This is a genomic window from Micromonospora sp. NPDC005413, assembly GCF_040606435.1.
Taxonomy (GTDB): Bacteria; Actinomycetota; Actinomycetes; order Mycobacteriales; family Micromonosporaceae; genus Micromonospora.
Window position 1 is genome coordinate 41554 of sequence record NZ_JBEXEV010000039.1, and the last position, 24836, is coordinate 66389.

The window sequence follows — 24836 nt, forward strand, 5'->3', positions numbered from 1 at the left end:
TCCTGCCCTCGACCGCCCGCGCCCACGTCGGTGCCGCAAACCACCCCCGCGACACGCCTCGCCGGGCCGACGGAGCGTGCGGAAGGTGCTCTTCCTCTCAGGCGACTCAGGCGATGGTGCAGATGGGGGCACCGGCGGTGATCACGGCGCCGACCTCAGCGGTGAGCCCGCTGACCGTGCCCGCCTTGTGGGCGTGCAGCGGCTGCTCCATCTTCATCGCCTCCAGCACCACCACCAGGTCGCCCTCGGCCACCGTGTCGCCGTCCGCCACCGCGATCTTGACGATGGTGCCCTGCATCGGGGAGGCGAGCACGTCGCCGCCGACCGGGGCGCCGGCCTTGGCTCCGCCACCGCGCCGGGTCGGCTTACGGGTGGCGGGTGCCGCGGTGGTCGTACTCCCGCCGAAGCCGACGGGGAGGCTGACCTCAAGGCGCTTGCCGCCCACCTCGACCACGACGGTGTCGCGTTCGGCCGGCGCCTCGGCGGCGCTCGCGGCGGCGGCGAACGGCGGCACGGTGTTGTGGAATTCCGTTTCGATCCACCGGGTGTGCACGGTGAACGGCTCGGCGGTGAACGCCTCGTCCCGCACGACGAGCCGGTGGAACGGCAGTGCGGTGGCCATCCCGTCGATGACCATCTCGTCCAGCGCGCGGCGGGCCCGCTCCAGCGCCTCGGTCCGCGTCTCACCGGTGATGATCACCTTGGCCAGCAGCGAGTCGAAGTTGCCGCCGATCACGTCGCCGGCCGAGATGCCGGTGTCCACCCGCACGCCGGGGCCGGTGGGCAGGCGTAGCGCGGTGACCGTGCCCGGGGCGGGCAGGAAGTTGCGGCCCGGGTCCTCGCCGTTGATCCGGAACTCGATCGAGTGCCCACGCGGCGTCGGGTCCTCGGTGATCCGCAGCTTCTCACCGTCGGCGATCCGGAACTGCTCGCGGACCAGGTCGATGCCGGCGGTCTCCTCGGTGACCGGGTGCTCGACCTGGAGCCGGGTGTTGACCTCCAGGAAGGAGATGGTGCCGTCCACGCCGACCAGGTATTCCACCGTGCCGGCGCCGTGGTAGCCGGCCTCGCGGCAGATCGCCTTGGCGCTGTCGTGGATCTGTGCCCGCTGGGCGTCGGTGAGGAACGGCGCGGGTGCCTCCTCCACGAGCTTCTGGTGCCGCCGTTGCAGGGAGCAGTCCCGGGTGCCCACGACGATCACGTTGCCGTGCTGGTCGGCGAGGACCTGCGCCTCGACGTGCCGGGGCTGGTCCAGGTAGCGCTCGACGAAGCACTCGCCCCGACCGAACGCCGCGACCGCCTCCCGGGTGGCCGACTCGAAGAGCTGGGGGATCTCCTCCATGGTCCGGGCAACCTTGAGCCCGCGCCCGCCACCACCGAAGGCGGCCTTGATGGCGACCGGCAGGCCGTGGTCGACGGCGAACGCCATCACCTCGTCCGGGTTGGCCACCGGGTCCGGGGTGCCGGGGACCAGCGGAGCACCGGCGCGCTGGGCGATGTGCCGGGCGGTGACCTTGTCGCCGAGGTCACGGATCGCCTGCGGGGTGGGGCCGACCCAGGTCAGCCCGGCGTCGATGACCGCCTGGGCGAAGTCCGCGTTCTCGGACAGGAAGCCGTAGCCGGGGTGCACGGCATCCGCTCCGGCCCGGGCGGCGACATCGAGCAACTTGTCGATGCGCAGGTACGTCTCGGTCGCGCTGTCCCCGCCGAGCGCGTACGCCTCGTCGGCGAGGGTGGCGTGCAGGGCGTCGCGGTCGGAGTCCGCGTACACGGCGACGCTGCCCAGGCCGGCGTCGCGGCACGCGCGGATCACCCGGACGGCGATCTCGCCGCGGTTGGCGATGAGTACCTTGCGCACCTTCGTGGCTCCTCCCGGGCAGGTTACTGACGGGGAGTGTATCGGCCACCCTGGCGGCCCTAACGATCGCTCAGTGTGGGATGCCGCACTGTGCGGGCACGCTCTAGTCAAATTTGTCTATTACGCTTGCAGGGTGTCTGCGACTCGGATGATGATCCTCGGTCTGGTGCGGTGGATGCAGCCCGTGCACGGCTACGACGTGCGCCGCGAGCTGCTGAGCTGGAACGCCGACAAATGGGCGAACGTACAACCCGGCTCGATCTATCACGCGCTGCGCAAGCTCACCGAGGAAGGGCTGCTGCGCGCCGTCGCCACCGAGCAGGTGGGCGCCCGCCCCGCGCGTACGACCTACGAGGTGACCCCCAAGGGGGAGGACGAGTTCGAGACGCTGCTGCGCAACCTCTGGTGGAACCTCTCCGAACCGCTGGACCCGTTCTCGGCGGCGTTCTCCTTCCTGCCCGCGATGCCACGGCCCGAGGCGGCGGCAGCCCTGCGTAACCGGGCCAACCTGCTGCGCGCCGGCATCGAGTCGATGCGCGCCTCGATCGAGTCGGACTGGATACGCACCAGCAAGCCGGTGCACGTCGGGTGGATGTTCGAGCTGTGGTCAGCGCGGGCGGAGGCGGAGATGGGCTGGTGTGAACGAATCGCGGAACGGATCGACTCCGGAGTGTCGTACCTGCCTGCTGGGCTGGAGAACGTCGATGGTTGGTCGCAGTGGCCCGACGGCGGGAATTCGACCCCCACTCGCGATTCGGAATAATCAACGTTGACCATAGAAGCTATATCGCGTTAGCCTGCTGACGCACAGCGGGGGAGTGCGCCGTCCGGCGTCCTCTCGATGGCCGGCATGCCCGGCCCGAATGACTCGACGGTCGGCATGGCCGGCCCGAATGATCAGGAGCAGAGATGATCGAGACCAGGGGGCTGCGGAAGTCGTTCCGCTCCCGCGCGGGTCGAGAGACGAAGACGGTGGACGCCGTCCGGGGCGTCAACCTTGAGGTCGCCAAGGGCGAGATCTTCGGCTTCCTCGGCCCGAACGGCGCCGGCAAGACCACCACGCTGCGGATGCTCGCCACGTTGATCGAGCCGGACGGCGGCGACGCCACCATCGCGGGCGCCGACCTGCGGAAGGACCCGGCCGAGGTGCGCCGACGGATCGGCTACGTCCCGCAGGGTGGCAGCACCTGGGACGAATCCACCGCCCGTGAGGAGCTGGTGCTGCACGCCCGCATGTATGGCATCAGCAAGGCCGACGCGCAGCGGCGCGCCGCCCGCGCCCTGGATGCCTTCCAGCTCACCGAGTACGCCGACCGCAAGTGCAAGACCTACTCCGGCGGTCAGCGTCGGCGGGTGGAGATCGCGCTCGGCATCATCCACGAGCCGAAGATCGTCTTCTTGGACGAGCCGACCACCGGCCTCGACCCGCAGAGCCGCGCCCACATGTGGGACGAGATCCGGCGGCTACGCGGCGACGGGATGACCGTCTTCATCACCACGCACTACCTGGACGAGGCCGACGCGCTCTGCGACCGGATCGCGATCATGGACAACGGCGAGGTGGTGGCCGAGGGCACCCCGGCCGAGCTCAAGCGGGAAATCTCCGGCGACGTGGTGCTGGTCGGCCTCGACCTGGCCGCCACCCCGCAGGCCGCCCAGGCGCTCGACGGCGAGCCGTACGTCAACAAGCTGGAGACCGCCGACGAGGGCGGCCTGCGCCTCTACGTCGACGAGGGTGCCACCGTCATCCCGCAGGTGCTGCGCCGACTCGACCACGCCGGGCTGGAGCTGCGCTCCATCGAGCTGCACCGACCCAGCCTGGACGACGTCTTCCTCACCAAGACCGGCCGCTCGCTGCGCGAGTCCTGACCACCGGAGACGACTCATGAAATTCGCCCGTGACACATGGCTGATCTTCCAGCGCCAGACCCAACTCCTGCTGCGCAACCCGGTCTGGGTCTTCGTCGGCGTGTTCCAGCCGGTCATGTACCTGCTGCTCTTCGCCCCGCTGCTCAAGCCGGCGCTGAACGCGCCCACCCAGGCCGCCGCTTACAAGATCTTCGTACCCGGTCTGCTGGTGCTGCTGGCCATCTTCGGTGGCCTGTTCCAGGGCTTCGGCCTGATCGCCGAGCTGCGTGCCGGCGTCATCGAACGCTCCCGGGTCACCCCGATCAGCCGGCTCGCCCTGCTGCTCGGTCGCTCGCTGCGCGACGTCGTCTCGCTCATCGTGCAGGCGGTCATCATCACCCTGCTGGCGCTCCTGTTCGACCTGCGGGTGTTCATCGGGGACCTGCTGCTGGCGTACCTGATGCTCGCCCTGATCGCGCTCATGACCTCGGCCGTCTCCTACGGTGTCGCCCTCAAGGTCAAGAGCGAGGACGCGCTGGCCCCACTGATGAACACGGTGGCGCAGCCGGTGCTGCTGCTCTCCGGCATCCTGCTGCCACTGACCTTCGCGCCCGGCTGGTTGCAGGGCGTCGCCAACTGGAACCCGTTCTCCTGGGCGGTCGATGGCACCCGGGCGCTGTTCGCCGGTGACCTGGGCAGCGACAAGGTCTGGCAGGGCCTGACCATCACCGCGGTCCTCGCCGCGTTGGGCGTCTACTGGGCCGCCCGCCAGTTCGCCCGCAGCGTCCGCTGACGCTCTTCGGAAAATCGGGGTGCCTCCTGTACGGGGCACCCCGATTTCCGTGTTCGGTGGTTGCCGGTTCAGCGCACCCGGGCGAGGGTCAGGCCGTCAGCGACCGGCAGCATCACCGGGTCGACCCGTACGTCGGCGAGGACCTCGTCGTTGAACGCGGCGATGGCTCGGTCGTCGGCGTTCTGCGGGGCGATAACCCGCCCGCCGCGCAGCACGTTGTCGACGGCGATGACCCCGCCCGGCCGCATCCGCGGCACCAACTCCGCCCAGTAGACCGGGTAGCCGGTCTTGTCCGCGTCGATGAACGCGAAGTCCAGGTGACGCTCGTACGGCAGCTCCCGCAACCTGTCCCCGGCCGGGCCGATACGCAGGTCGATCCGGTCCTGCACGCCGGCCGAGCCCAGTAACGCCGGGCGATGCCGGTGAACTCCTCGGAGATGTCGAAGCAGGTCAGCCGCCCACCCCCGGGCAACCCGCGGGCTATTGCCAGCGACGAGAGCCCGGTGAACGTGCCGACCTCGACGGCCTGCCGTACGTCGAGGAGCCGGGTGAGGAACGTCAGAAACGCGGCCTGCTCGGGGGCCACCTGCATGGTGGCGTGCTCCGGCAGCACCGACCGGGTCTCCTCGGCCAGGTCCCGGATGATCTCGTCCGGCGGGGAGCCGTGTGCGACCAGGTAGGAGTGCAGCTCGTCGGTGAGCGGGATCGACTTGGTGGTCATGACCGGACGTTACCCAGCGACTCAACCGACTGACCCCCGGGCGCGACCTTCGTCCACAGGTCGGTGATCCGCAGGTCCAGTTCCGCGAGGAGCCTCCGCAGCAGCGGCATCGACAGCCCGACCACCGTCCCCGGGTCACCCTCGATCCGCTCCACGAACGGCCCACCCAGCCCGTCGATCGTGAACGCGCCGGCCACCGCCAGCGGCTCACCACTGGCCACGTACGCGGCGATCTCGTCGTCACTGATGTCCGCGAAATGGACGGTGGTCGAGGCGACCGCCTCCGCGCGTCGCCCGGCGGTAACGTCGATAAGACAGTGCCCGCTGTGCAGAACGCCGCTGCGCCCCCGCATCCGCAGCCAACGCCGGGTCGCGTCCGCCGGGTCCGCCGGCTTGCCGAGGATCTCCCCGTCGAACGCGAGCACCGAGTCGCAGCCAATCACCAGCGTCCGCTGGTCGGTGCCAGGGCTCAGCCGGGTCAACACCGCCTGTGCCTTGAGCCGAGCCAGCTCCAGGCACAGCTCCTCGGCTCGATCAGTCACCACCAGGGATTCGTCAACCCCGCTGACCAGCACGTCCGGCTCGATGCCGGCGGCCTGAAGGGACTTACGACGGGCAGGGCTCGCCGAGGCGAGCACGAGGCGGAGCGGCAGAGAATCAGACACAAGCCCGACGTTACCGGCTAGCCGGCCGCCAAGACCTCCGCGTTGGTCGCGCGCCGGTCTCGGTTCGCGCGCCGGCGTTGGTCGCGCGCCGGCGTTGGTCGCGCGCCGGCCTGGGGTCGCGCGCCGGCCTGGGGTCGTGCGCCGGCCTGGGGTCGTGCGCCGCCCTGGGGTCGCGGGCAGGCCCGGGTCGTGGGTCGGCGTTGGTCGCGCGCCGGCGTTGGTCGCGCGCCGGCGTTGGTCGCGCGCCGGCGTTGGTCGCGCGCCGGCCTGGAGTCGCGGGCCGCCCTGGGGTCGCGGGCCGGCCTTGATCCACTCCACATCGCCGACATTGGGCTATCCCACCGCCCGGATAGCCCCACATCGGCGATATTGAGTCGATCACTCCACGACCGGCCCGGCCCCGCGCCGTGATCGACTCGGTATCGGCGATATGGCGGTATCCCACCACCCGGACACCGCCATATACACGATCCTGAGTTGATCACCGTTTCGTCGGTCGGTCAGCGACTGATTCTGGGTGGCGGATCATCGCCGCGCCGACGGCGTCGTACTACCACCGCCCATCCGACTCCGGCAGCCAAGATCACCCCGAGCGTGGCCAGACCGCGAGCCGTCGCGCCGCTGCCGTCATCGCCCGGCTGGGCGCCGGCCGTCGTCGGGCCAGCACCGGCCGGCGCGCTCACCGACTCAAAACCCAGCGGCGGTACGTCTGCTGTCAGCGCCGCCACGAGATCGATCACGCCATAGCCGTACTCGTCGTCGCGCCCAGGTGGGCCCTTGTCGACGGCGGTGGCCGTGAGTCGGTGTGCAACCTCTCGCGCAGGCAGGTACGGGTACTTGGACCTGATCAACGCCGCCGCCCCCGCCACGATCGCGGTTGCGTCAGAGGTTCCGGTGCCCTTGCGGTACTTGCCGTCGATACTCGTGCTGTAGATATCGACCGCCGGCGCGACCACGTCAATCTCCGGTCCAGTCACGGAGACGGCAGCACGCTTCCCGTCTCGGTCGATTCCGCCGACAGCGATTACCTCTGGGTAGCGAGCCGGGTAGCCGACAAACTGTGCTGACGGGGCGTTGCCGGCGGCGGCCACGACTATGACATCGGCTTGCAATGCCATTCTGACTGCCTCTTGAAGGCGGGTGCTCGGGCCGCCGGCAATTGAAACGCTGATGACGTCCACGCCCCTGCTGACGGCATATTCGATTGCGGCCGCCAATGCCTCTGTTTCACCGTCTAAGCCGGGGGGCGAGCAGAAGATTGGCAGGATTTTCGCCTTGGGTGCGATGCCGACTGTGCCCGAGTCGCTCCCGCCGCCTGCTGCAATGAGGCCCGCCATTCCGGTGCCATGACCGTCTTTGTCGGTGAGCCCATCGCCGCTTCCTCCGGCAATTACGTCTTTTCCCGAAAGGAGGTTTCCTTGCAAGTCCGGATGGCGATCTACGCCACTATCCGGAAGTGCAACCGTTATCCCATCGCCTTGGCTAACCTTGTGCGCGTCGGTTGCCTTGAGGAAGTCCAGATGCCACTGCTCTGCATGGTGAGTGGCTTCATTTTGCAATGGTGGTGCTGCGATCCCGCCTGTAAGGATCAACACCACCAGGAGGATCGAGATGGGATGCGAATTCACCGAGGAAGACCGAGTGCGGGGCCAGGGTCAATTGGGCCATCCTCGTCGGGTGGAAGTACCACTGGGGCTACTCCTTGCTCCGTCTTCCATGGATGGTCCGGGTCCCACCGACCGGGATCACCGACGCCATCACTTTGATCACGTTGCATGGGTCGAGGAGGCGTACCGCCCATGCTCCAATTGGTGCCAGTCCCTGGGGCACCGCCGAGGGGAGTCGGGCCGTTCACGCCACTGTGAGTGCGCGGAGCGCTCGGCCTTGAACCCGCTCCTCCCGTAGGCGCGGTGCCAGCGCCACCGCCCCCGATGACTCCTCCGATGGGATTGACTCGACGCGGCGAAGTTGGACCAAGGCCAGGTTGGCCAAGTCCTAGCCCGGGTGTTCCACCTATCAACCCCCCTGGTGGCATAGGTCGCGGCGGTGCCGTTGGGGTAGCCCCACCGCTCCTAATTCCCTCAGGCATTGGTCGCCCCATTGCCCCGCGTGGCTCAGCTGGCGGTCTAGGGATTCCAGACGCGTTAGGGATAGGCCCCACGACTGATGGCAGTCCAAGACTAGGTGGCGTGTTGCCATGTCCCAGCTGTTGAGTACGCGACAAGTCTTGAACTGGCATAGCTGGCCCTGAGTTCGCCCCACCAAGAACGGGCCCAATCCCGGTTGTGGTAGGCACTCTTTTGGTTGGAGGGCCGCTCGACGAGTGGTCGGTTGAAGCAGGCGGCTCTGACGCTCGTATCGGAACCGGAACAATGGGGGGGATTAACGGAGCTGCGTCTGTTGTGACAGTAGCGACTTTTTCATCAACCCGAGGGGCAGGCCGTGGCGGTGGTTTTTGGAGGGTTGCTTGCGCTTGTTGGAGTTCGCCGCTGAGGCTGAACATCATCGCCCGTGCCTGCACGTTCAGCCGTTCCAACTCCGCGTCAGTAACCGGTGACTCCGTGACCCGGTTTCCCATCACCGCCTTTGGGTCGGCGGCCATCGACTCGTACGCCTGCTTCTTTTGGAGCTTGGGCGCGTACTCCTCGTAGATCTTGCGGAGCGCGGCGCGGGTGGTGCCGATGGCCTGGGTGGCGGCGGAGAGCGCGGTGTAGTTCGCGGTGGCCGCGTCGTGGGTGTGTTTCACCTTGGCGATCAGCTCGTCGAGTTCGGCAAGGTACGTGCTGGAGGCGGCGCTCGTTTCGGGTGGCCACGCCTCGGCGAGCCCGCGCCGGTATTCGTGGAGGCGGCCGAGGTGGATCTGCGCCAGGTCGCAGACCTTGCGCCAGCCGGCGACCTGCTTCCAGTGGTTGGCGGTGTCGTGGTCCTGCAGGCAGGCCCACATGCTGTTAACGTCCATCAGTTGCCAGTCGGTGAGGCCGGAGGTGCGGCCGGTGCCTCGCTCGATCACGGCAGCACCACTGGGCCTTCGGCGTCGGGGCCGGTCGGGTCGCTCAGCATTGGCGTGGGGCCGCCGGGCAGCATGGTTCCGGGGTTGACGAGGGCCTGTCGTACGTCCACCACCCGGGCGGCGGTGAAGGCGTCGCTGTCGGCGTATCGGGTGGCGACCTGGTTGGCGACGGCGGCCAGGTGGCCGGTGGCGCCTCGGACGGCGTACACCATGTCGGCGGTGGCCTGCTGCGTGTCGTGGTGCGCGTGCAGGAATGTGACCAGCTCGATGAAGGCGTCGCACGGGTTGGGCAGCTTGGCGGACATGTCTTCGGCGATGTACGACAGGTGCGGCGCGTAGTTGCTCTCGACTTCGGCGGCGAGTCGGTCGGCGAACTCTCTGAGCTGGCTGATGTCGGCCTCGATGCCGCCGTAACCGCGCAGCCAGGGTGCTGGCCGGTCCTCTTCGGGGATCATCGATCCTCCCTACCTGTCACGGCACCGTTTCCCTGAGTGAGGGTAACGGCTGGGAGTGCCCCTGGCAGCCCCCGCAGGGCAGGTTGGGTCAGCGGGGCAGGGCCGCCGAGCGCCACGCACCCGGGCCTGCGCTGAGGCCGGCCGGTCGACCGCTGCGAGCCCAGGCGGACGCGGTCGCCGGGGCGGGGGTGGTCGGGCGGGACCGAACGATGATCGCCCCCACCAGGGCAGCCAACTCCTCGGCGGTGGGCACGCCGCGGACGACCCGGAACAGCGGCTCTTCGGCAGACATGACGCCAGGGTACGCGGCGCGAAGTTGCGGGAAGCGCACAGTGGCGTGCCGGCGGTGTGAGCGTCGGCCGGTCCGGGTACCGTCTCACCGATGTCGAACGCGCTTCCCCAACTTGTCGCTGACCGATACCGGCTTCTTTCGCCGCTCGGCCAGGGTGGCATGGGCAGGGTGTGGAAGGCGCGCGACGAGGTGCTGCACCGGGACGTCGCCATCAAGGAGTTGGTGCCGCCGCCCGGACTCACCGACGAGGAGCGCCGCGAGATGCGGGAGCGCTCGTTGCGGGAGGCCCGGGCCATCGCCCGGCTCAACCACGCCAATGTCGTCCGCATCTTCGACGTGCTGCGCACTGACGGCGATCCGTGGATCGTCATGGAGTACGTGGCATCCAAGTCGTTGCAGGACACTCTCGCCGAGGACGGGCCGGTGTCGGTGGCCCAGACGATCGAGATCGGCCTCGGCGTGCTGGGCGCTCTCAACGCGGCGCACAAGGCGGGCGTCATGCACCGGGACGTCAAGCCCGGCAACGTGTTGCTCGGCGAGGACGGCCGGGTGGTGTTGACCGATTTCGGTCTCGCCACGATTCCCGGTGACCCCAACGTGACCCGCACCGGCATGGTGCTCGGTTCGCCCGCGTACATCTCGCCGGAGCGGGCCCGGGAGGGCACCGCCGGGCCGGAGGCGGATCTCTGGTCGCTGGGCGCGACGCTCTACGCGGCGGTCGAGGGTAAGTCGCCGTACGCGCGGCCGTCGGCGATCGCCACGCTGGCCGCGTTGGCCACCGAACCGATGCCTCCGCCGAAGAACGCCGGCCCGCTCAAGGCCGTGCTCAACGGGCTGCTGCGCAAGGACCCGAACGAGCGGATCACCGCCGAGGTGGCGGAGCGGTTACTGCGCCGCGCCGGGGGCAAGCGGGCGCGCGGGATTTCACTGCTCGATGGCGTACGCCGGCCGGGGCCGAACGGCCCGCGCGAGCCGCGCCCGCCGCACGTGCCGGCGCCGCGACCTGCCGAGAGCGCCGACCGGCCGGTGTCGCCGCCACCGGCCGCCGCCGCGGCCCCCGCTGTTGCCGCGACCGCTGCCGCTGATGCCACGCCGACGGCCGTGGTTTCCTCCGGTGGGGTCGCCGACCCGACCGCTGTGGTGCCGGCCGATCCGACGGTAGCGGAGACGGCTGAGCCGACCGCCACGATCGACCGCCCGTCCGAGGCCGACCCGACCGATGCCGATCCGACCGCGAAGGTCACGGCCGCGGGCGACACAGCCGGCGACGGTACGACGGACACCGACGACGAGCCGACGGTCGTCGACGGCCCACCGGTGGCTCCGGAGCAGCGCAAGCCGTCGACGCCGACGGCGCTCATGCCTCCGTTGAGTCCGGCCGGTCGCGCGCCGGTGCTGCCGTCGGATGGCACGAAGCCGAGCAACACCCGACGCAATCTGCTGATCGGGGCTGTGGTGGCACTGCTGCTCATCGGCCTCGTGGTGATCGTGCCGATGCTCACCGACGGCGACGACAAGAGCCCTCAGGCCGCGCCGACCGGGGCTGCCGCGACGTCTGCGCCCGCGCCGACCTCCGCTCCGGCTGCGCCCCCACCCACCACCGGTGCTCCCAGCGTGACGCCCTCGGCCACGCCCTCTGTCGACCCGAACGCGCTACCGGCGGGCTGGAAGCTGCACAAGGACCCGGCCGGCTTCTCCCTGCCGATCCCGGACGGTTGGGTGCGTAGCCAGGTCGACGGCAAGACGGTCGTCTTCAATCAGTCCAACGGGCCGGGAAAGCTGCTTGTGCAGTGGACCAACACCCCGAAGAAGGATGCGGTAGCGGACTGGCGGGAGCAGGAGCCGAACCGCAAGCGGCTCGTCAAGAACTACCAGAACCTCGGCATCAAAAGCTGTGACTTCTGGAAGACCTGCGGCGACTGGGAGTGGTTGGAGACCCGAGACGGGCAACGGATCCACGTCCGTAACCGAGGGTTCGTGACGGCCAGTAACCGGGGGTACGCGCTGCGGTGGGAGATCGCGGAAAAGGACTGGCGGGCCAACCTGCCGAACTTCGACCGGATCGCCAAGGGCTTCGTGCCCGACCGTCAGGACTGAAACTCATTCGCATGACCTTGCGTCGCCCTGGGTAATTGACCTTCGACGACGGAAGGAGGCACGACATGGGTTACCGACGGAGGGACGCTCGGCCTCGGCTGGCACTGTGGATGCTCGTCGCGCTCGGCGACGCGGTTCTGCTGCTGGTCGCCGCGGGGATGCCGGCGCTCATCGCACTGCTCAGCGTCGTGATCGTTGCCGTTTGCGGTGTGGCTGCCTGGCGGCTGACCCGGCGGGACACTCTGGCGCGCGAGGAAGTTGTGGTGCCGGCGTTGAGCCGGCGGCGAGCCTGACCCTGTTACCGGGTGATGTGGCGGCAGCCGGACCGATTGTCGACCGTGAGGTGATCGTCGATCCCGCTGCCGCCAACCGCCCGATCAGGTGTTGTTGGCCATCGCGATCAGCCGGCTCCGGTCACCGTTCCAGTAGTTGCGGTCCACGTTGCCGCTGATCCCGGAGACGGCGCCGGTGCTCGTGTACTGCCAGAAGCTCCACACCGGCGCACCGGCCGGCAGGGTGCCCGGCGTGCTCGACCAGCGGGCCAGCCAGAGCGGGTGGTTGGCCCACGGGCCGGTCCAGCTGCCCGTGCACTGGTTCCACCAGCTCGTGGTGGTGTAGATGACCGCGTACCGGCCGGTGCGGGAGCGGTAGGTGTTGAGGAAGTCCTGCACCCAGTTGCGCATCCCGGTGGTGCTGAGCCCGTAGCAGTAGCCGCCGGCGTACGGGTTCCCCTCGATGTCGAGCGCGGCGGGCAGGGTGCGGCTGTCCGCCGACCAGGCGCCGCCGTTGGACGCCAGGTAGTTGGCCTGGGTCGAGCCGGCGGAGATGTTCGGCCGGGCGAAGTGGTACGCCCCGCGGATCACCCCGGCGTTGTACGAGTTGACGTAGTTCGCGTTGAAGCGCGGGTCCTTGTAGCTGGTGCCTTCGGTCGCCTTGATGTAGGCGAACTGGATGCCGGCGTTCCGGACGCTGGTCCAGTTGATGGAGCCCTGGTAGTTGGACACGTCGATGCCGGGTGTGGTGGCTGCCGCCGCCGGGCTGGCGGTCGCGACCAGGGCCGCGGCCGCGGTGGCGAGGATGGTGAGGCCGGCCGCGAGCGTGCGGCGCAGCGATGATGAGGTACGGGCCATGAGTGCCTCCAAGGACGTCGCTCTATCGACATCCATCTTTGGAGGTAAGTGCCCTAGATCGCAAGGCGAACTGAGAAAAGCTTCACGGGCAGGCGACACGGAACGTCGCCGGTAGGCTCGCGCCCCATGATGTCGATCGACGGGCTGAGCGACCTGTGGGACACGCTGTTCGGCGCACAACCGGACCCGCCCCCTCTGCTGGTGCTGATCACCGCGGCCGTCGCGCTGGTCGTGGTGTCCACCCGACTGCCGTGGCGGATCGCCCGTAACGCCATCACCATCGCCCACGAGGGTGGGCACGCCCTCGTTGCCCTGCTCACCGGCCGTAAGCTGCGCGGTATCCGGCTGCACTCGGACACGTCCGGGTTGACGCTCTCCGCCGGCCGGCCCACCGGGCCGGGCATGATCCTCACCCTGCTCGCCGGCTATGTCGCCCCGCCGCTGGTCGGGTTGGCCGGCGCCTGGCTGCTCGGTGGCAACCGGATCACGCTGCTGCTCTGGGTCGCGGTGGTGCTGCTGCTGGCCATGCTCGTGATGATCCGCAATGCGTTCGGCGTGGTGTCGCTGCTGGTCACCGGAGCACTGGTGCTCGCCGTCTCGTGGTACGCCAGCCCGCAGGTCCAGGCCGCGTTCGCGTACACCGGGGTGTGGTTCCTGCTGCTCGGCGGGCTGCGGCCGGTGGTGGAACTGCAACGGCTGCGCTCGCGCGGCCGGATGCCCGCCTCCGACGCTGACCAGCTCGCCGGGCTCACCCCGTTCCCGGCGCTCTTCTGGGTGACGGTCTTCGCCCTGGTCAACCTGGTGGCCCTGGTCGCCGGCGCGCTGCTCCTCGCCGGCCCGATCCTCACCGACGCCGGCCTGACCGTCTGACCCGATCCCCGGACCGGAGAAGGGACGGGCGCGGGCGGGCAGAATGAGGCCATGCGATACGTGATCATCGGGGCGGGTGCGGTCGGCGGGACCATTGGCGTACGGCTGGCGCAGGTCGGACGGGACGTGACCCTGGTGGCCCGGGGTGCCCACCTGGATGCGATCCGCGCGCGGGGGTTGACCCTGCGGCAGCCCGACGGCGAGGTCACCGCCCAGTTCGTCGCTGTGGACGGGCCCGGTGACCAGCCGCTGCCGGCGGACACGGTGCTGATCCTCACCGTCAAGTCGCAGGACACCGCCGGGGCGCTGGCAGCCTGGGTGGACGCGCCGGTGGTCGGCGGCGGCACGGCGGGCGAGCGTCTGCCGCTGGTGACCGCGCAGAACGGGGTGGCCAACGAGCGGGCCGCGTTGCGGCTCTTCGCCGACGTGCACCCGGTCTGCGTCTGGCTGCCGGCCACCCACCTGGACCCGGGCGTGGTGGTGGCCAACGGGTACCCGCATCCCGGGATGCTCCACATCGGGCGGTACCCCGGCGGCGCGGACGACACCGACCGGGCGATCGCCGCCGATCTGAGCGCCGCCGGGTTCGTCGCGCCGGTCCGCACCGACGTGCTGCGCTGGAAGTACGGCAAGCTGCTCAGCAACCTCGGCAACGGTCTGCAGGCCCTGCTCGGCCGGGACATCCCGGACGCGCTGGTCGAGCGGGTACGCGCCGAAGGTGTCGCCGCACTCGCCGCCGCCGGCATCGCGCACACCTCGCCGGAGGAGGAGAAGGCCGAACGCGGTGACCTGGTCGGGCAGCGCCCGGTCGACGGCGAGACCCGCTCCGGTGGCTCCACCTGGCAGAGCCTGGCCCGGGGCACCGGCTCGACCGAGGTCGACCACCTCAACGGGGAGATCGCGCTGCTCGGCCGGCTGCACGGCGTACCGACGCCGGCCAACGTTGCCGTCCAGCGGGCCGTACGCCGGGCGGTCCGGGAACGGATCGCGGCCGGCGCGTTCCCGCTCGCCGACCTGGAGAAGATGATCGCCTGACCGGGCAACCGATGACCCTGCCCGGTGCGTGTTCCCTGCGACCGACACGGGGAGGTAGTGGGTGCCGGACGTCGACGGGTTCGACGAGTTCTACCGGGGGAGTCGGCAACGGCTGCTCGGGTTCGTCTACGCCCTGACCGGCGACCGGGTCGAGGCGCAGGACGCCGTGCAGGAGGCGTACATCCGGGCGTGGCAGCGCTGGTCGACGATCAGTGGGTACGACGACCCGGAGGCGTGGGTACGGGTGGTGGCCAGTCGGGTCGTGGTCAGCCGGTGGCGCAGCCTACGCAGCCGCGCACGCGCGTACCTGCGGCACGGGGTCACCGAGACCGTTCCCGGCCCGGGCACCGACACCATCGAGGTGGTCGCCGCCCTGCGTCGACTGCCCGAGGAGCAACGCGTCGCCATCGCCCTCTACTACCTGGTCGGCATGCCGGTCGCCGAGGTGGCGCGGGAGACCGCAGCCCCGGTCGGCACGGTCAAGGCTCGACTCTCCCGGGGCCGCGCCGCTCTCGCCGGCCTGCTCGCCGTCTCTGATCTGGAGGAGGCCACCGATGCGTGACGACCCGACATTCATCGAACGAGTCCAGCGGGACCTGCACGATGTGCGCTGGCTCGGCCCGGCGGAGATCCGTGCCCGGGCTCGCCGCCGCAACCAGCGCAGGACCGTTGTGGCCACCGTCGTGCTGGCCCTCGTCGGCGTGTCCGCCGTGGCGGTCGCCGCTCCGGCGAAGTCCCCGTCACCGGCCCTGCCGACTGCCTCCGCCCCGCCGACCCGGTACGAGATCACCATTGACGCTCTGTTGCAGCCGGTCGACCTGGCGCAGCCGGTCGATGTGCGGCTCAGCCAGTCGGGCCTGGGTGAGCCGGTCCGGCTGGATGAGATGCTCGGCTACTGCCGGACAAGCCAGGGGCGCTCGGATGGCTGGCAGATGTCAATCTTGTCTCGCTCGCAGACCCTGGTGCCGAAGCGCGCCCCGGCAATCCTCACCGCGGCGGATGGTCTGGTCACGCAGGATCTCTTCCGGCTGACTCCGGACGCGGCCACACAGCTCCTCGCCACTCTGGACGACCTGGTCGCCCCGTGCGCCGAGTGGAACAGCATCGGAGAGTACGAGGTGGGGGGCGCAACGGGCACCGGGGTGGCGGTGCACCGCTGGACGGTGGTCCAGCGGGGGTTCGCCGGCGACGGGGCTGCACTGCTACGGCACACCGGTTCGCAGCCCGTTGATCAGAAGACGGGCGAGCCCATCGCCAAGGCGCCCCGGCCGACCAGCACCGCCGTGGTCCGGGTGGGCGACCTGATCACAGTGCTCGGTCTGGGACAGACCGGCACCGAGCCGGAACTGCGCCGCCTGGCGGAGGTCGCCGCCCGCCGCATGTGCGCCGCCGCCAACCCGGCCTGCTGACCGTTCTTGATCCGCACAACTTCGGGGATGTAGGTGCCTCCAGGCGTCCGGAGGCAGCACTTTCCCCGAAGTTGCGCGGACAGAGCAGGACTCAGAGAGGGATGTTGCCGTGCTTCTTCGGGGGCAGGGTCTCGCGCTTGGTGCGAAGGACGCGCAGCGCCCGGACGATCTGGGTGCGCGTCTCGTGCGGCGGGATCACCGAGTCGATGTATCCACGCTCGGCCGCCACGTACGGGTTGGCCAGGGTGTCCTCGTACTCGGCGATCTTCTCGGCCCGGACCGCCGCCGGGTCCTCGGCGCCGGCCAGCTCCGAGCGGTAGAGGATGTTCACCGCGCCCTGCGCGCCCATCACGGCGATCTGCGCCGTCGGCCACGCGAAGTTGAGGTCCGCGCCGAGGTGCTTGGAACCCATGACGTCGTACGCCCCGCCGTACGCCTTGCGGGTGATCACGGTGACCTTGGGGACGGTCGCCTCGGCGTACGCGTAGATGAGCTTGGCGCCCCGACGGATGATGCCGTCCCACTCCTGCCCGGTGCCGGGTAGGAAGCCGGGCACGTCCACGAAGGTCAGAACCGGGACGTTGAAGGCGTCACAGGTGCGGACGAACCGGGCGGCCTTCTCCGACGCGGCGATGTCCAGGGTGCCGGCGAAGTGCATCGGCTGGTTGGCCACCACGCCGACGGGACGCCCCTCGACCCGGCCGTAGCCGACCACGATGTTCTGCGCGTAGAGCGGCTGGACCTCCAGGAACTCCCCGTCGTCGAGGACGTGTTCGAGCACCGTGTGCATGTCGTACGGCTGGTTGGCCGAGTCCGGGATCAGCGTGTCCAGTTCGCGGTCCTCGTCGCTGATCTCCAGCTCGGCGGGAGCCTCGAAGACCACCGGCTCGTCGAGGTTGTTCGACGGCAGGTACGACAGCAGCGCCTTGACGTAGTCGACCGCGTCGGACTCGTCGCTGGCGAGGTAGTGCGCGTTGCCGCTGCGGGAGTTGTGCGTACGTGCCCCGCCCAGCTCCTCCATGCCGACGTCCTCGCCGGTCACCGTCTTGATCACGTCGGGGCCGGTGATGAACATGTGCGAGGTCTGGTCGACCATCACGGTGAAGTCGGTGACCGCCGGGGAGTAGACCGCACCGCCGGCGCAGGGCCCCATCACCAGCGAGATCTGCGGGATGACGCCGGAGGCCCGCACGTTGCGGAAGAAGATCTCACCGTAGAGGCCGAGCGAGACCACGCCCTCCTGGATGCGCGCGCCGCCGGAGTCGTTGATGCCGACCACCGGGCAGCCGATCTTCATGGCCAGGTCCATCACCTTGACGATCTTCTCGCCGAAGACCTCGCCGAGGGAGCCACCGAAGACCGTGAAGTCCTGCGCGAAGACGCACACCTGCCGGCCGTCCACCGTGCCGTAGCCGGTGACCACGCCGTCGCCGGACGGACGGTTCTTCTCCAGCCCGAAGGCCGTGGACCGGTGGCGGGCCAGCCCGTCGAGCTCGACGAAGGAGCCCTCGTCGAGCAGCATCTCGATCCGCTCGCGAGCGGTCTTCTTGCCTCGCGCGTGCTGCTTCTCGACCGCGCGGGCCGACCCGGCGTGCACCGCCTCGTCAACCCGGCGCTCCAGGTCCGCCAGCTTGCCCGCGGTGCTGTGGATGTTGGTCCCGGTCTCGGTAGTCACCCAGGGAATATAACGATGGTTCAGGTCGGTGCCGCTGTGCAGTACGCCTCAGTGTCGACGCGACCACCGCCGTAGGCTGGCGGAATGTCGGGCTCCCCGTACACCGATCTGGACCGCCCGCCGCTGTCAGCGGCCCGGCTGCGCCGCGCGCTGGTCGCGCCGCAAGGGCCGTGGGCCCGGCTTGAGCTGCGCACCGAGACCGGCTCCACCAACGCCGACGTGGCCGAGGCGGCCCGGGCCGGCGAGCCTGAGGGCCTGGTCGTGGTCGCTGAGCGGCAGACCGCCGGTCGGGGCCGACGCGGCCGGGTCTGGCAGTCGCCGGCGCGGGCCGGCATCGCCGCCAGCGTGCTGCTGCGGCCCGGCGAGGCCGTGCCGGACCGCGGCTGGGTGCCAGCGACACCCACGGGGTACGGGTGGCTGCCGTTGCTGGCCGGCGTGGCGCTGGTGGAGGCGGTGACCCGGCTGGCCGAGCTGGAGGCCACTCTGAAGTGGCCGAACGACCTGCTGATCGACGAGGCGAAGTGCGCGGGCGTGCTGGCCGAGGCGGTGCCCGGGCGCTCACCGGACCAACCGCCGGCCATCGTGCTCGGCATCGGGCTCAACGTGACGCTGCGCGCCGACGAGCTGCCGGTGAATCCGACCGGGTTGCCGGCCACCTCGCTGCAACTGGCGGGCGCGGCGGCCACCGATCGGGACCCGCTGCTGCGGGCACTGCTGCGGGGGGTCGCCGACTGGTACGACCGTTGGCGCTCCACGGGCGGCGACGCGGTGGCCAGCGGGCTGCGCGACGCCTACCTGGCGGCCTGCGCGACGATCGGCCGCGAGGTGCGCGTCCTGCTCCCCAATGGCGAGGCCCTGACCGGCACCGCCACCGGAGTCGATCGAGACGGTCAGCTCCAGGTCACCACCCCGACGGCCATCCGCACCCTCGCAGCCGGCGACGTCCTTCACCTGCGCTGATCCACCCTCAGCGCCAACCTGCAGGTGCTTCCCCCGGGCGGAACGGGCGAAAGCCGCAGGCGGCGATCGAAGTGCAAGATCGTGAAGACTGGGGTAGGGCCGCGTGGCGGATGTTGTGGGAGGCCTTGGGGGGTTTACCGTCTGCGCGTCGAGAAAATGGCGTTGGAGGTTCCCGTGGCGTTTCCTGAAGACGTGCTCACCGAGGACGAGCATGTCGTGCTGCATCTGCACCCGCACTGGAAGGCGTTGATCCGGCCGATCGTGGTGCTGGTGCTGGCGATCGCCGCGGTGGTGGTCGGTGTGCTCCTGCTGCCCGAGAGTGGCGGCGGTTCGATCGCTCTGGCCGTGATCGGGGTGATCGCCCTGGTCGCGGTGCTCTGGCTCGGCCTGTGGCCCTTCCTGGTCTGGCGCACCACGCACTACCTGTTCACCAACGAGCGGGTGCTGATCCAGCAGGGTGTCTTCTCCCGGGAGCGGCGGGACCTTCCGCTCACCCGGGTCAACGACCACTCGATGAATCAGCGTTTCCTCGAGCGGCTGCTCGGCTGCGGCACGCTGACCATCGAGTCGGCCGGTGAGCGCGGCCAGTCGGTGCTCGCCGACGTGCCGGGCGTCGGCCGGGTGCAGACCACCCTGTACGAGCTGGTCGAGGCACAGCACGACAAGCACTCGCTGGGCGACGGGGAGATGCGCGACATCCTCGCCGACATGCGCGAGGGCAAGCCGCTGCGCGACACCACGACCTGATCCGGGCCGGTTGAGGCCCGCCCCTGCGTCCGTGTCGGGGCGGGTCAGTCGTGTGGTTCGGCCCTGGGCGGGCCGCTTTCGGGCTGTTCGGGCCCGGCCGGGTTGTTGTCAGCAGGGTCGCTGCCGGACGGGCCGCTCTCGCGCAGGTCGGCTCCGGTCGGGTCGGCTTCGCTTGGGTCGATTCCGGCCGGCTCGGCTTCGGCCGGGTCGGCTTCGACCGGTCGTACGGCGAACCAGCCACGGAAGCGGGTCCGCAGCACCTCCTGCTCAGGCCGGTCGTCCGCGCCGAGGCGGAGCATGGTGCCCGTGAGGCTCACGGTGCCGAGGCCCGGACGGGCGGTCGACGGTCGCGCGCCCATCACGTCGACCCGTACGGCGAGCCGGTCGCCGGCGCGCACGGGGGCGAGCCAGCGCAGCTCCTCCAGGCCGGGTGACGCGTCCGCGGCCGCCCGGGACAGCAGATGGTCGACGTACGCGCGCATGAACAGGCTCACGGTGTAGAAGCCGCTGGCGATCAGCCCACCGTGCCGGCTAGCCCCGGCCAGGTCAGGGTCGACGTGGTACCACTGCGGGTCGAAGCGGCGGGCGAAGGCCACCATCTCGTCGCCATCCACGGTGACCACGCCGAGGTCGACGGTGAGCCCCGGGACGAGATCCTCGAAGAAAAGCTCGGCGGGTTGCCCGGTGCCGGAGCGGCCGACGGGTGTCGTCACCGGCGGGGCGCGCGGCGGGTGCCGACGTGCAGCTCCGCGGCGAGTTCCGCGTCCAGGTCGGCGGCGGGGCTGTCGCTCAGGCGCGAGGGCCGCCCCTGAGTGGGAGCGCCCGGCGGTGAGTCGGCGAGCCCTGTGGACTCTGCCTGTTCCAGCTCGGATTCCAGCTCGGAGACCGATTCGGCCAACTCGGCGACCGGGTCCATCTCGGCCATGGTGTCCCACTCGTCGCGGGGGATGCTGTGCCAGGTGGACTCGGGCTTCGCCTCGTCCTCGACTGGTGGGACGGGCTGGAAGACGAAGGTCCGGTACGACCAGAACCGGAACAGCGTGGCCAGCAGGACACCGACGGTCTTGGCCACGTTCAGCGCCAGCAGGCCATGGACGCCGAGGCCGTACTTGGCCGCTGCAACGGCGCCTAGTTCAATGAGCAGGCCAGCCCCGTTGAAAAGGAAAAACAGGACGTATTCTCGACGAAGCGCCGATTTCGGGCGATCCCGGTACGTCCAGTGTCGATTCATTAGATACGACGTGATCGTGGCGACGACGGTCGCGATCACGGTCGCCTTCAGCTGACCATTGACGAAAACGGTCAGTGCAAGGGCATTGAACACCGCGTAATTGATGACGGTGTTGATGCCGCCGACGATGCCGAACTTGAGCGCCTCGTGGATGAACTTCTGCCAGCGCTCAGGCAGCAGACGGACAAGACGCATGCGCAACACCTTAAGGCAGTCGGTGCGGCCGGCGATCACCGGCCGAACGAGGTGGGCGGCAGGTCACGCCCCGTGATCACGGCTGGGCTTCACCTGCGGAAGGGTCGGGGTTCCCGCTTCGACGAAGACGAACCGCCGGTACGACCAGAATCGGAACAACGTGCCGAGGCCCGTGCCGACGACGTAGCTGGCGACGTTGTCGGCCAGGCGCGTCTGGAACACCGCCGGCCAGATGCTGCCGAGCCCGTACCGGCTGATCGCGAGGCAGGCCACCGCGATGCCGAGGCCGACCGCGTTGAAGATGAAGAACAGTGCGTACTCGCGGGCCGGGTTGCTGCGCTGACGGTGGCGCCAGGTCCAGAACCGGTTGCCCACGAAGGCGACGGAGGCGGCGATCACCGTGGAGATCGTCTTCGCCGTCAACTCCTCGACGCCACGGCTGCTCGTCAGGTAGTTGAAGAGCGCGAAGTCGATGAGGAAGGCGACCCCACCCACGGTGGCGAACTTGCTCATCTCGCGGACGAGGTGACCGAAGCGGTCCAGCAGTTTGCCGACCAGACCCTGTCGGGTCTGCCGGGGACCCGGTTGCTCCCCGGTCATCGTGGCGGCCACGGAGCGAGCCTACCGGCTGTCGACCAGTCAGAGGGGTAGCAACGGCAAGCGGGCGTGGTCGCTCGGCGGAGCCCATCGCCCCGTGCGGAACTGTTGCACGCAGCGTAACCAATTGGGAGGACTGACGCGGCGCGGAACGGGAATCCACGCACCGGTCGGCGGGGCAGGTCCACGGCCCGACCGCAACAAGCGTCCGCCGGGGTGCACAACAAGATTTGCGTGAAACTGCGCGGGAAAGCGGGTATCAGCTCGTGATACCGCAGCGTGGCCGTACCTTGTGCAGTTCTTCACAACCAGTCCCACTGACTCCGAAGGCTGCCCGGTTTACGCTGAGGCCAATCCCAGGTTTCCACGAAGGCGACGCATCGCGCCGCTGAGTCTCGTGCATCCCATAGATCGGTCAGCGTCGACCACAAGGAGATGTGTCATGGTTGCTCCGGCTGTTGTGCGGGGTATTGATCAGGCCCCGACGTCCCATCCGAAACTGCTCGCCTGGGTCCGTGAGGTCGCGGCACTGACCACCCCCGACCGTGTCGTCTGGGTGGACGGGTCCGACGAGGAGTGGCGCCGCCTCACCGACGAGCTGGTCGAGGCCGGCACGCTGATCCGGCTGAACCCGGAGAAGAAGCCCAACTCGTTCTACGCGCGTACCGACCCGACGGACGTCGCCCGGGTCGAGGAACGCACCTTCATCTGTTCCCTCGATGAGGCGGACGCTGGCCCCACCAACAACTGGATGGCGCCGCCCGAGATGAAGCGGACGATGACCGAGCTCTACCGCGGCTCCATGCGCGGTCGCACCATGTACGTCATCCCGTTCGTCATGGGCCCGGTCGAGGCCGAGTCTCCGATGTTCGGTGTCGAGATCACCGACAGCCCGTACGTGGTCGCCTCGATGCGAATCATGACGCGGATGGGCACCCGGGTCCTCGAGGCGATGGGCGACGACGCGGACTTCGTGCACGCGCTGCACTCGATCGGCGCCCCGCTCGCCCCCGGCCAGCAGGACGTCGCCTGGCCGTGCAACGAGACCAAGTACATCTCGCACTTCCCGGAGACCCGCGAAATCTGGTCGTACGGCTCCGGCTACGGCGGCAACTCGCTGCTCGGCAAGAAGTGCTACTCCCTGCGGATCGCCAGCGTGATGGGGCGCGACGAGGGCTGGCTCGCCGAGCACATGCTGATCCTCAAGATCACCTCGCCGGAGGGCAAGGTCTACCACATCGCGGGTGCGTTCCCGTCGGCCTGCGGCAAGACCAACCTGGCCATGGTGGAGCCGACCATCCCCGGTTGGAAGGTCGAGACCATCGGCGACGACATCGCCTGGATGCGGTTCGGCGAGGACGGCCGGCTGTACGCGGTGAACCCGGAGTACGGCCTGTTCGGCGTCGCGCCCGGCACCGACTGGAAGACCAACGCGAACGCGATGCGGACGCTGGACCGGGGCAACTCCGTCTTCACCAACGTGGGCCTCACCGACGATGGGGACGTCTGGTGGGAGGGCATGGGCGAGCCCCCGGCGCACCTCATCGACTGGAAGGGCAACGACTGGACGCCGGAGAGCGACAGCCTCTCCTCCCACGCGAACAGCCGGTTCTGCACCCCGATCACCCAGTGCCCGATCCTCGCCGACGAGTACTTCGACCCGAACGGCGTGCCGATCGACGCGATCCTCTTCGGCGGCCGTCGCAAGGACACCATCCCGCTGGTGACCGAGGCCCGCGACTGGGTGCACGGCGTCTACATGGGTGCCACGCTCTCCTCGGAGACCACCGCTGCCGCGTCCGGCGCCGTGGGCGTCGTCCGGCGGGACCCGATGGCGATGCTGCCGTTCATCGGCTACAACGCCGGTGACTACTTCCGGCACTGGATCGAGATGGGCAAGGGCGCCGACGGCGACGAGGCGAAGCTGCCCAAGATCTACTACGTCAACTGGTTCCGCAAGGACCCGGACGGCTCGTTCCTCTGGCCCGGCTTCGGGGAGAACTCCCGGGTGCTCAAGTGGGTCGTCGAGCGGATCGAGGGCACGGCCGGCGCGGTCGAGACGCCGGTGGGCATGGTTCCCGCGCCCGACGCGCTGGACGTCGAGGGCCTGGACATGACCCCGGAGGACGTTCGGATCGCCCTGAAGGTCGACCCGGACGAGTGGCGTAACGAGCTGCCGCTCGTCACCGAGTGGTTCGAGAAGTTCGGTGACAAGCTGCCTGGAGTGCTCTGGGCCGAGTTGGACGCGCTGCGCGCGCGCCTGGACGCCGCGCAGCCGCAGCGCTAGGTGTGAAGGTTGCCCGCTGCGGGCATCATCAGATTCCATGAGGACGGCCGCCGAGACCCAGGTCCGGCGGCCGTCCGCCGTCCGGGTGCTCATCATCCTGCTTGCGACGACGGCGGCGGCCACCGTCGTGGTCGAGCTGCTCAACTGGTGGTACGCCCCGGAGCAGGGCTTCGGGCTGGCCGTACGGACCGGCTGGGCGATGCTGCGCTCGTTCGGCTTCCTGCTGCTGATCGGGCACGTCCGGCGGGGTCGTGCGGCGGCTCGTCCGTTCGGTCTGATCCTCGCGGTCACCACGATCTTCGCCGTCGGCCGGATCATCGTGCCCCGGCAGGGGGTGCCGCCGCTGCCCGGTGTGCTCGGCTTCGCAGTGCTCACCGCGCTCTGTGCCGCGGTGGTCTGGCTGCTCTACCGCTCGTCGGCGTTGGCCGGGCACCTGGTCCGGCACCGGCCCCGGCTCGTCATCGACCGTGCCGGCCTCTCCTGGCGTGAGACCCCTCCGCGCCGACCGCAGGCCAGCGCCTGGCTGTTGACCAGCCGGGTGGCGGCTTTCACCTACAGCCCGCTGATGCTGGTGCCAGCCTTGGTGGCCGCTGCTTCCATCCTGGATGGTCGACTGACCGCGGTGCCAGCCGTGCTGTTCTGGTTCGGCGCGGGGATCGCGGCCAGCTACGCGGTGCTGTTCTGCACCGCGTTCCTGATGCGCGGCAAGGACTGGGCGCGTGGCCTGCTGGTCGTCGTCACGGTGGCCGTACTCGCCGTGGACCTGCCGTTGTGCTGGTGGCTGCTGGGGCTGGACGGTCTGATCCGCGACGGCGGCCCACTGCTCGCCGCAGCAGCCCTGACCCTCTACGGCCTGCACCGCGCCGCCCGCACCGAAGACGCCGCCCCAACCTAAAAACGCCCGCCCCGCCCCGCCCCGCCCCGCCCCGCCCCGCCCCGCCCCGCCCCGCCCCGCCCCGCG

The 24836-nt window shown here is 69.7% G+C and carries 23 protein-coding genes and 1 pseudogene; 13 read left to right on the plus strand and 11 right to left on the minus strand.

Features of this window, described 5'->3' with window-relative positions; translation table 11 throughout:
- Positions 1 to 106: 106 nt before the first annotated feature.
- A complete protein-coding gene (locus ABZS37_RS28735) occupies positions 107 to 1858 on the minus strand; it encodes a biotin carboxylase N-terminal domain-containing protein (protein WP_355174050.1) in 1752 nt (583 codons plus the stop codon).
- A gap of 148 nt (positions 1859 to 2006) precedes the next feature.
- On the opposite strand from ABZS37_RS28735, the gene ABZS37_RS28740 reads away from it, so the two are divergent.
- The 3 genes from ABZS37_RS28740 (at position 2007) to ABZS37_RS28750 (ending at position 4499) form a co-directional block, all read left to right on the plus strand.
- Positions 2007 to 2621 (plus strand): PadR family transcriptional regulator, encoded by a 615-nt coding sequence (locus ABZS37_RS28740; protein ID WP_355174090.1) that lies wholly within the window; start codon positions 2007 to 2009, stop codon positions 2619 to 2621.
- Positions 2622 to 2767: 146 nt separating this feature from the next.
- Positions 2768 to 3727 carry an ATP-binding cassette domain-containing protein gene (locus ABZS37_RS28745; protein WP_355174052.1) on the plus strand — a complete coding sequence of 320 codons (960 nt, stop codon included), beginning with the start codon at positions 2768 to 2770 and terminating at the stop codon, positions 3725 to 3727.
- A gap of 16 nt (positions 3728 to 3743) precedes the next feature.
- Positions 3744 to 4499 (plus strand): ABC transporter permease, encoded by a 756-nt coding sequence (locus tag ABZS37_RS28750; protein WP_355174054.1) that lies wholly within the window; start codon positions 3744 to 3746, stop codon positions 4497 to 4499.
- Positions 4500 to 4567: 68 nt separating this feature from the next.
- Here the strand turns inward: ABZS37_RS28750 and ABZS37_RS28755 are convergent.
- The 5 genes and pseudogenes from ABZS37_RS28755 to ABZS37_RS28775 form a co-directional block, all read right to left on the minus strand.
- Positions 4568 to 5220: pseudogene (locus ABZS37_RS28755) on the minus strand (O-methyltransferase).
- On the minus strand, positions 5217 to 5885 hold the full coding sequence (locus ABZS37_RS28760) for a Maf family protein (protein ID WP_354995435.1): 669 nt from the start codon (positions 5883 to 5885) through the stop codon (positions 5217 to 5219). Before ABZS37_RS28760 ends, ABZS37_RS28755 begins: the two are co-directional and overlap by 4 nt.
- A 500-nt stretch (positions 5886 to 6385) precedes the next feature.
- Positions 6386 to 7513 carry a type VII secretion-associated serine protease mycosin gene (gene mycP, locus ABZS37_RS28765; protein WP_355174056.1) on the minus strand — a complete coding sequence of 376 codons (1128 nt, stop codon included), beginning with the start codon at positions 7511 to 7513 and terminating at the stop codon, positions 6386 to 6388.
- Between the two features lie 1378 nt (positions 7514 to 8891).
- Positions 8892 to 9350, minus strand: a complete 459-nt coding sequence (locus ABZS37_RS28770; protein WP_355174058.1) for a hypothetical protein — start codon at positions 9348 to 9350, stop codon at positions 8892 to 8894.
- Between the two features lie 88 nt (positions 9351 to 9438).
- Positions 9439 to 9642, minus strand: coding sequence for an acyl-CoA carboxylase subunit epsilon (locus ABZS37_RS28775; protein ID WP_355174060.1), 204 nt, complete (start codon positions 9640 to 9642; stop codon positions 9439 to 9441).
- A 90-nt stretch (positions 9643 to 9732) separates the two neighbouring features.
- Between ABZS37_RS28775 and ABZS37_RS28780 the strand changes: the two genes are divergently transcribed.
- Complete coding sequence (locus tag ABZS37_RS28780) at positions 9733 to 11739, plus strand: protein kinase (protein ID WP_355174062.1); 2007 nt, start codon at positions 9733 to 9735, stop codon at positions 11737 to 11739.
- A 65-nt stretch (positions 11740 to 11804) separates the two neighbouring features.
- Positions 11805 to 12032 carry a hypothetical protein gene (locus tag ABZS37_RS28785; protein ID WP_355174064.1) on the plus strand — a complete coding sequence of 76 codons (228 nt, stop codon included), beginning with the start codon at positions 11805 to 11807 and terminating at the stop codon, positions 12030 to 12032.
- Between the two features lie 84 nt (positions 12033 to 12116).
- Here the strand turns inward: ABZS37_RS28785 and ABZS37_RS28790 are convergent, their stop codons facing one another.
- Positions 12117 to 12869 carry a GH25 family lysozyme gene (locus tag ABZS37_RS28790; protein WP_355174066.1) on the minus strand — a complete coding sequence of 251 codons (753 nt, stop codon included), beginning with the start codon at positions 12867 to 12869 and terminating at the stop codon, positions 12117 to 12119.
- A 126-nt stretch (positions 12870 to 12995) separates the two neighbouring features.
- Between ABZS37_RS28790 and ABZS37_RS28795 the strand changes: the two genes are divergently transcribed.
- The 4 genes from ABZS37_RS28795 (at position 12996) to ABZS37_RS28810 (ending at position 16183) form a co-directional block, all read left to right on the plus strand.
- On the plus strand, positions 12996 to 13739 hold the full coding sequence (locus ABZS37_RS28795; protein WP_355174068.1) for a M50 family metallopeptidase: 744 nt from the start codon (positions 12996 to 12998) through the stop codon (positions 13737 to 13739).
- 51 nt (positions 13740 to 13790) lie between these two features.
- Entirely contained in the window at positions 13791 to 14774 is a 984-nt protein-coding gene (locus tag ABZS37_RS28800) for a 2-dehydropantoate 2-reductase N-terminal domain-containing protein (protein WP_355174070.1), read from the plus strand.
- 61 nt (positions 14775 to 14835) lie between these two features.
- Positions 14836 to 15336 carry a SigE family RNA polymerase sigma factor gene (locus ABZS37_RS28805; protein ID WP_355174072.1) on the plus strand — a complete coding sequence of 167 codons (501 nt, stop codon included), beginning with the start codon at positions 14836 to 14838 and terminating at the stop codon, positions 15334 to 15336.
- Complete coding sequence (locus ABZS37_RS28810; RefSeq protein WP_355174074.1) at positions 15329 to 16183, plus strand: hypothetical protein; 855 nt, start codon at positions 15329 to 15331, stop codon at positions 16181 to 16183. The genes ABZS37_RS28805 and ABZS37_RS28810 overlap by 8 nt, the downstream gene beginning before the upstream one ends.
- Positions 16184 to 16274: 91 nt before the next feature.
- Here ABZS37_RS28810 and ABZS37_RS28815 read toward each other — a convergent pair whose 3' ends face one another.
- The gene (locus tag ABZS37_RS28815) at positions 16275 to 17858 is read right to left on the minus strand and encodes an acyl-CoA carboxylase subunit beta (protein WP_355174076.1); all 1584 of its coding nucleotides are present in this window, start codon (positions 17856 to 17858) and stop codon (positions 16275 to 16277) included.
- An 84-nt stretch (positions 17859 to 17942) separates the two neighbouring features.
- Between ABZS37_RS28815 and ABZS37_RS28820 the strand changes: the two genes are divergently transcribed.
- Together ABZS37_RS28820 and ABZS37_RS28825 are read left to right on the plus strand one after the other, a co-directional pair.
- Positions 17943 to 18818 (plus strand): biotin--[acetyl-CoA-carboxylase] ligase, encoded by an 876-nt coding sequence (locus tag ABZS37_RS28820; protein WP_355174078.1) that lies wholly within the window; start codon positions 17943 to 17945, stop codon positions 18816 to 18818.
- Positions 18819 to 18992: 174 nt separating this feature from the next.
- Positions 18993 to 19565 (plus strand): PH domain-containing protein, encoded by a 573-nt coding sequence (locus ABZS37_RS28825; protein WP_355174080.1) that lies wholly within the window; start codon positions 18993 to 18995, stop codon positions 19563 to 19565.
- A gap of 44 nt (positions 19566 to 19609) precedes the next feature.
- On the opposite strand, the gene ABZS37_RS28830 is transcribed toward ABZS37_RS28825, so the two are convergent.
- The 3 genes from ABZS37_RS28830 to ABZS37_RS28840 all read right to left on the minus strand — a co-directional run bounded on the left by ABZS37_RS28830 (position 19610) and on the right by ABZS37_RS28840 (position 21591).
- A complete protein-coding gene (locus ABZS37_RS28830) occupies positions 19610 to 20278 on the minus strand; it encodes a MaoC/PaaZ C-terminal domain-containing protein (RefSeq protein ID WP_355174082.1) in 669 nt (222 codons plus the stop codon).
- On the minus strand, positions 20275 to 20991 hold the full coding sequence (locus ABZS37_RS28835; protein WP_355174092.1) for a GtrA family protein: 717 nt from the start codon (positions 20989 to 20991) through the stop codon (positions 20275 to 20277). The genes ABZS37_RS28830 and ABZS37_RS28835 overlap by 4 nt, the downstream gene beginning before the upstream one ends.
- A 63-nt stretch (positions 20992 to 21054) precedes the next feature.
- The gene (locus ABZS37_RS28840; protein WP_355174094.1) at positions 21055 to 21591 is read right to left on the minus strand and encodes a GtrA family protein; all 537 of its coding nucleotides are present in this window, start codon (positions 21589 to 21591) and stop codon (positions 21055 to 21057) included.
- A 439-nt stretch (positions 21592 to 22030) separates the two neighbouring features.
- Here ABZS37_RS28840 and ABZS37_RS28845 point away from each other — a divergent pair, with 439 nt between their 5' ends.
- Positions 22031 to 23875, plus strand: coding sequence for a phosphoenolpyruvate carboxykinase (GTP) (locus tag ABZS37_RS28845; protein WP_354995417.1), 1845 nt, complete (start codon positions 22031 to 22033; stop codon positions 23873 to 23875).
- Between the two features lie 37 nt (positions 23876 to 23912).
- Positions 23913 to 24770: a hypothetical protein gene (locus tag ABZS37_RS28850; RefSeq protein WP_355174084.1), complete on the plus strand. Its 858-nt coding sequence runs from the start codon at positions 23913 to 23915 to the stop codon at positions 24768 to 24770.
- Positions 24771 to 24836: the final 66 nt, after the last annotated feature.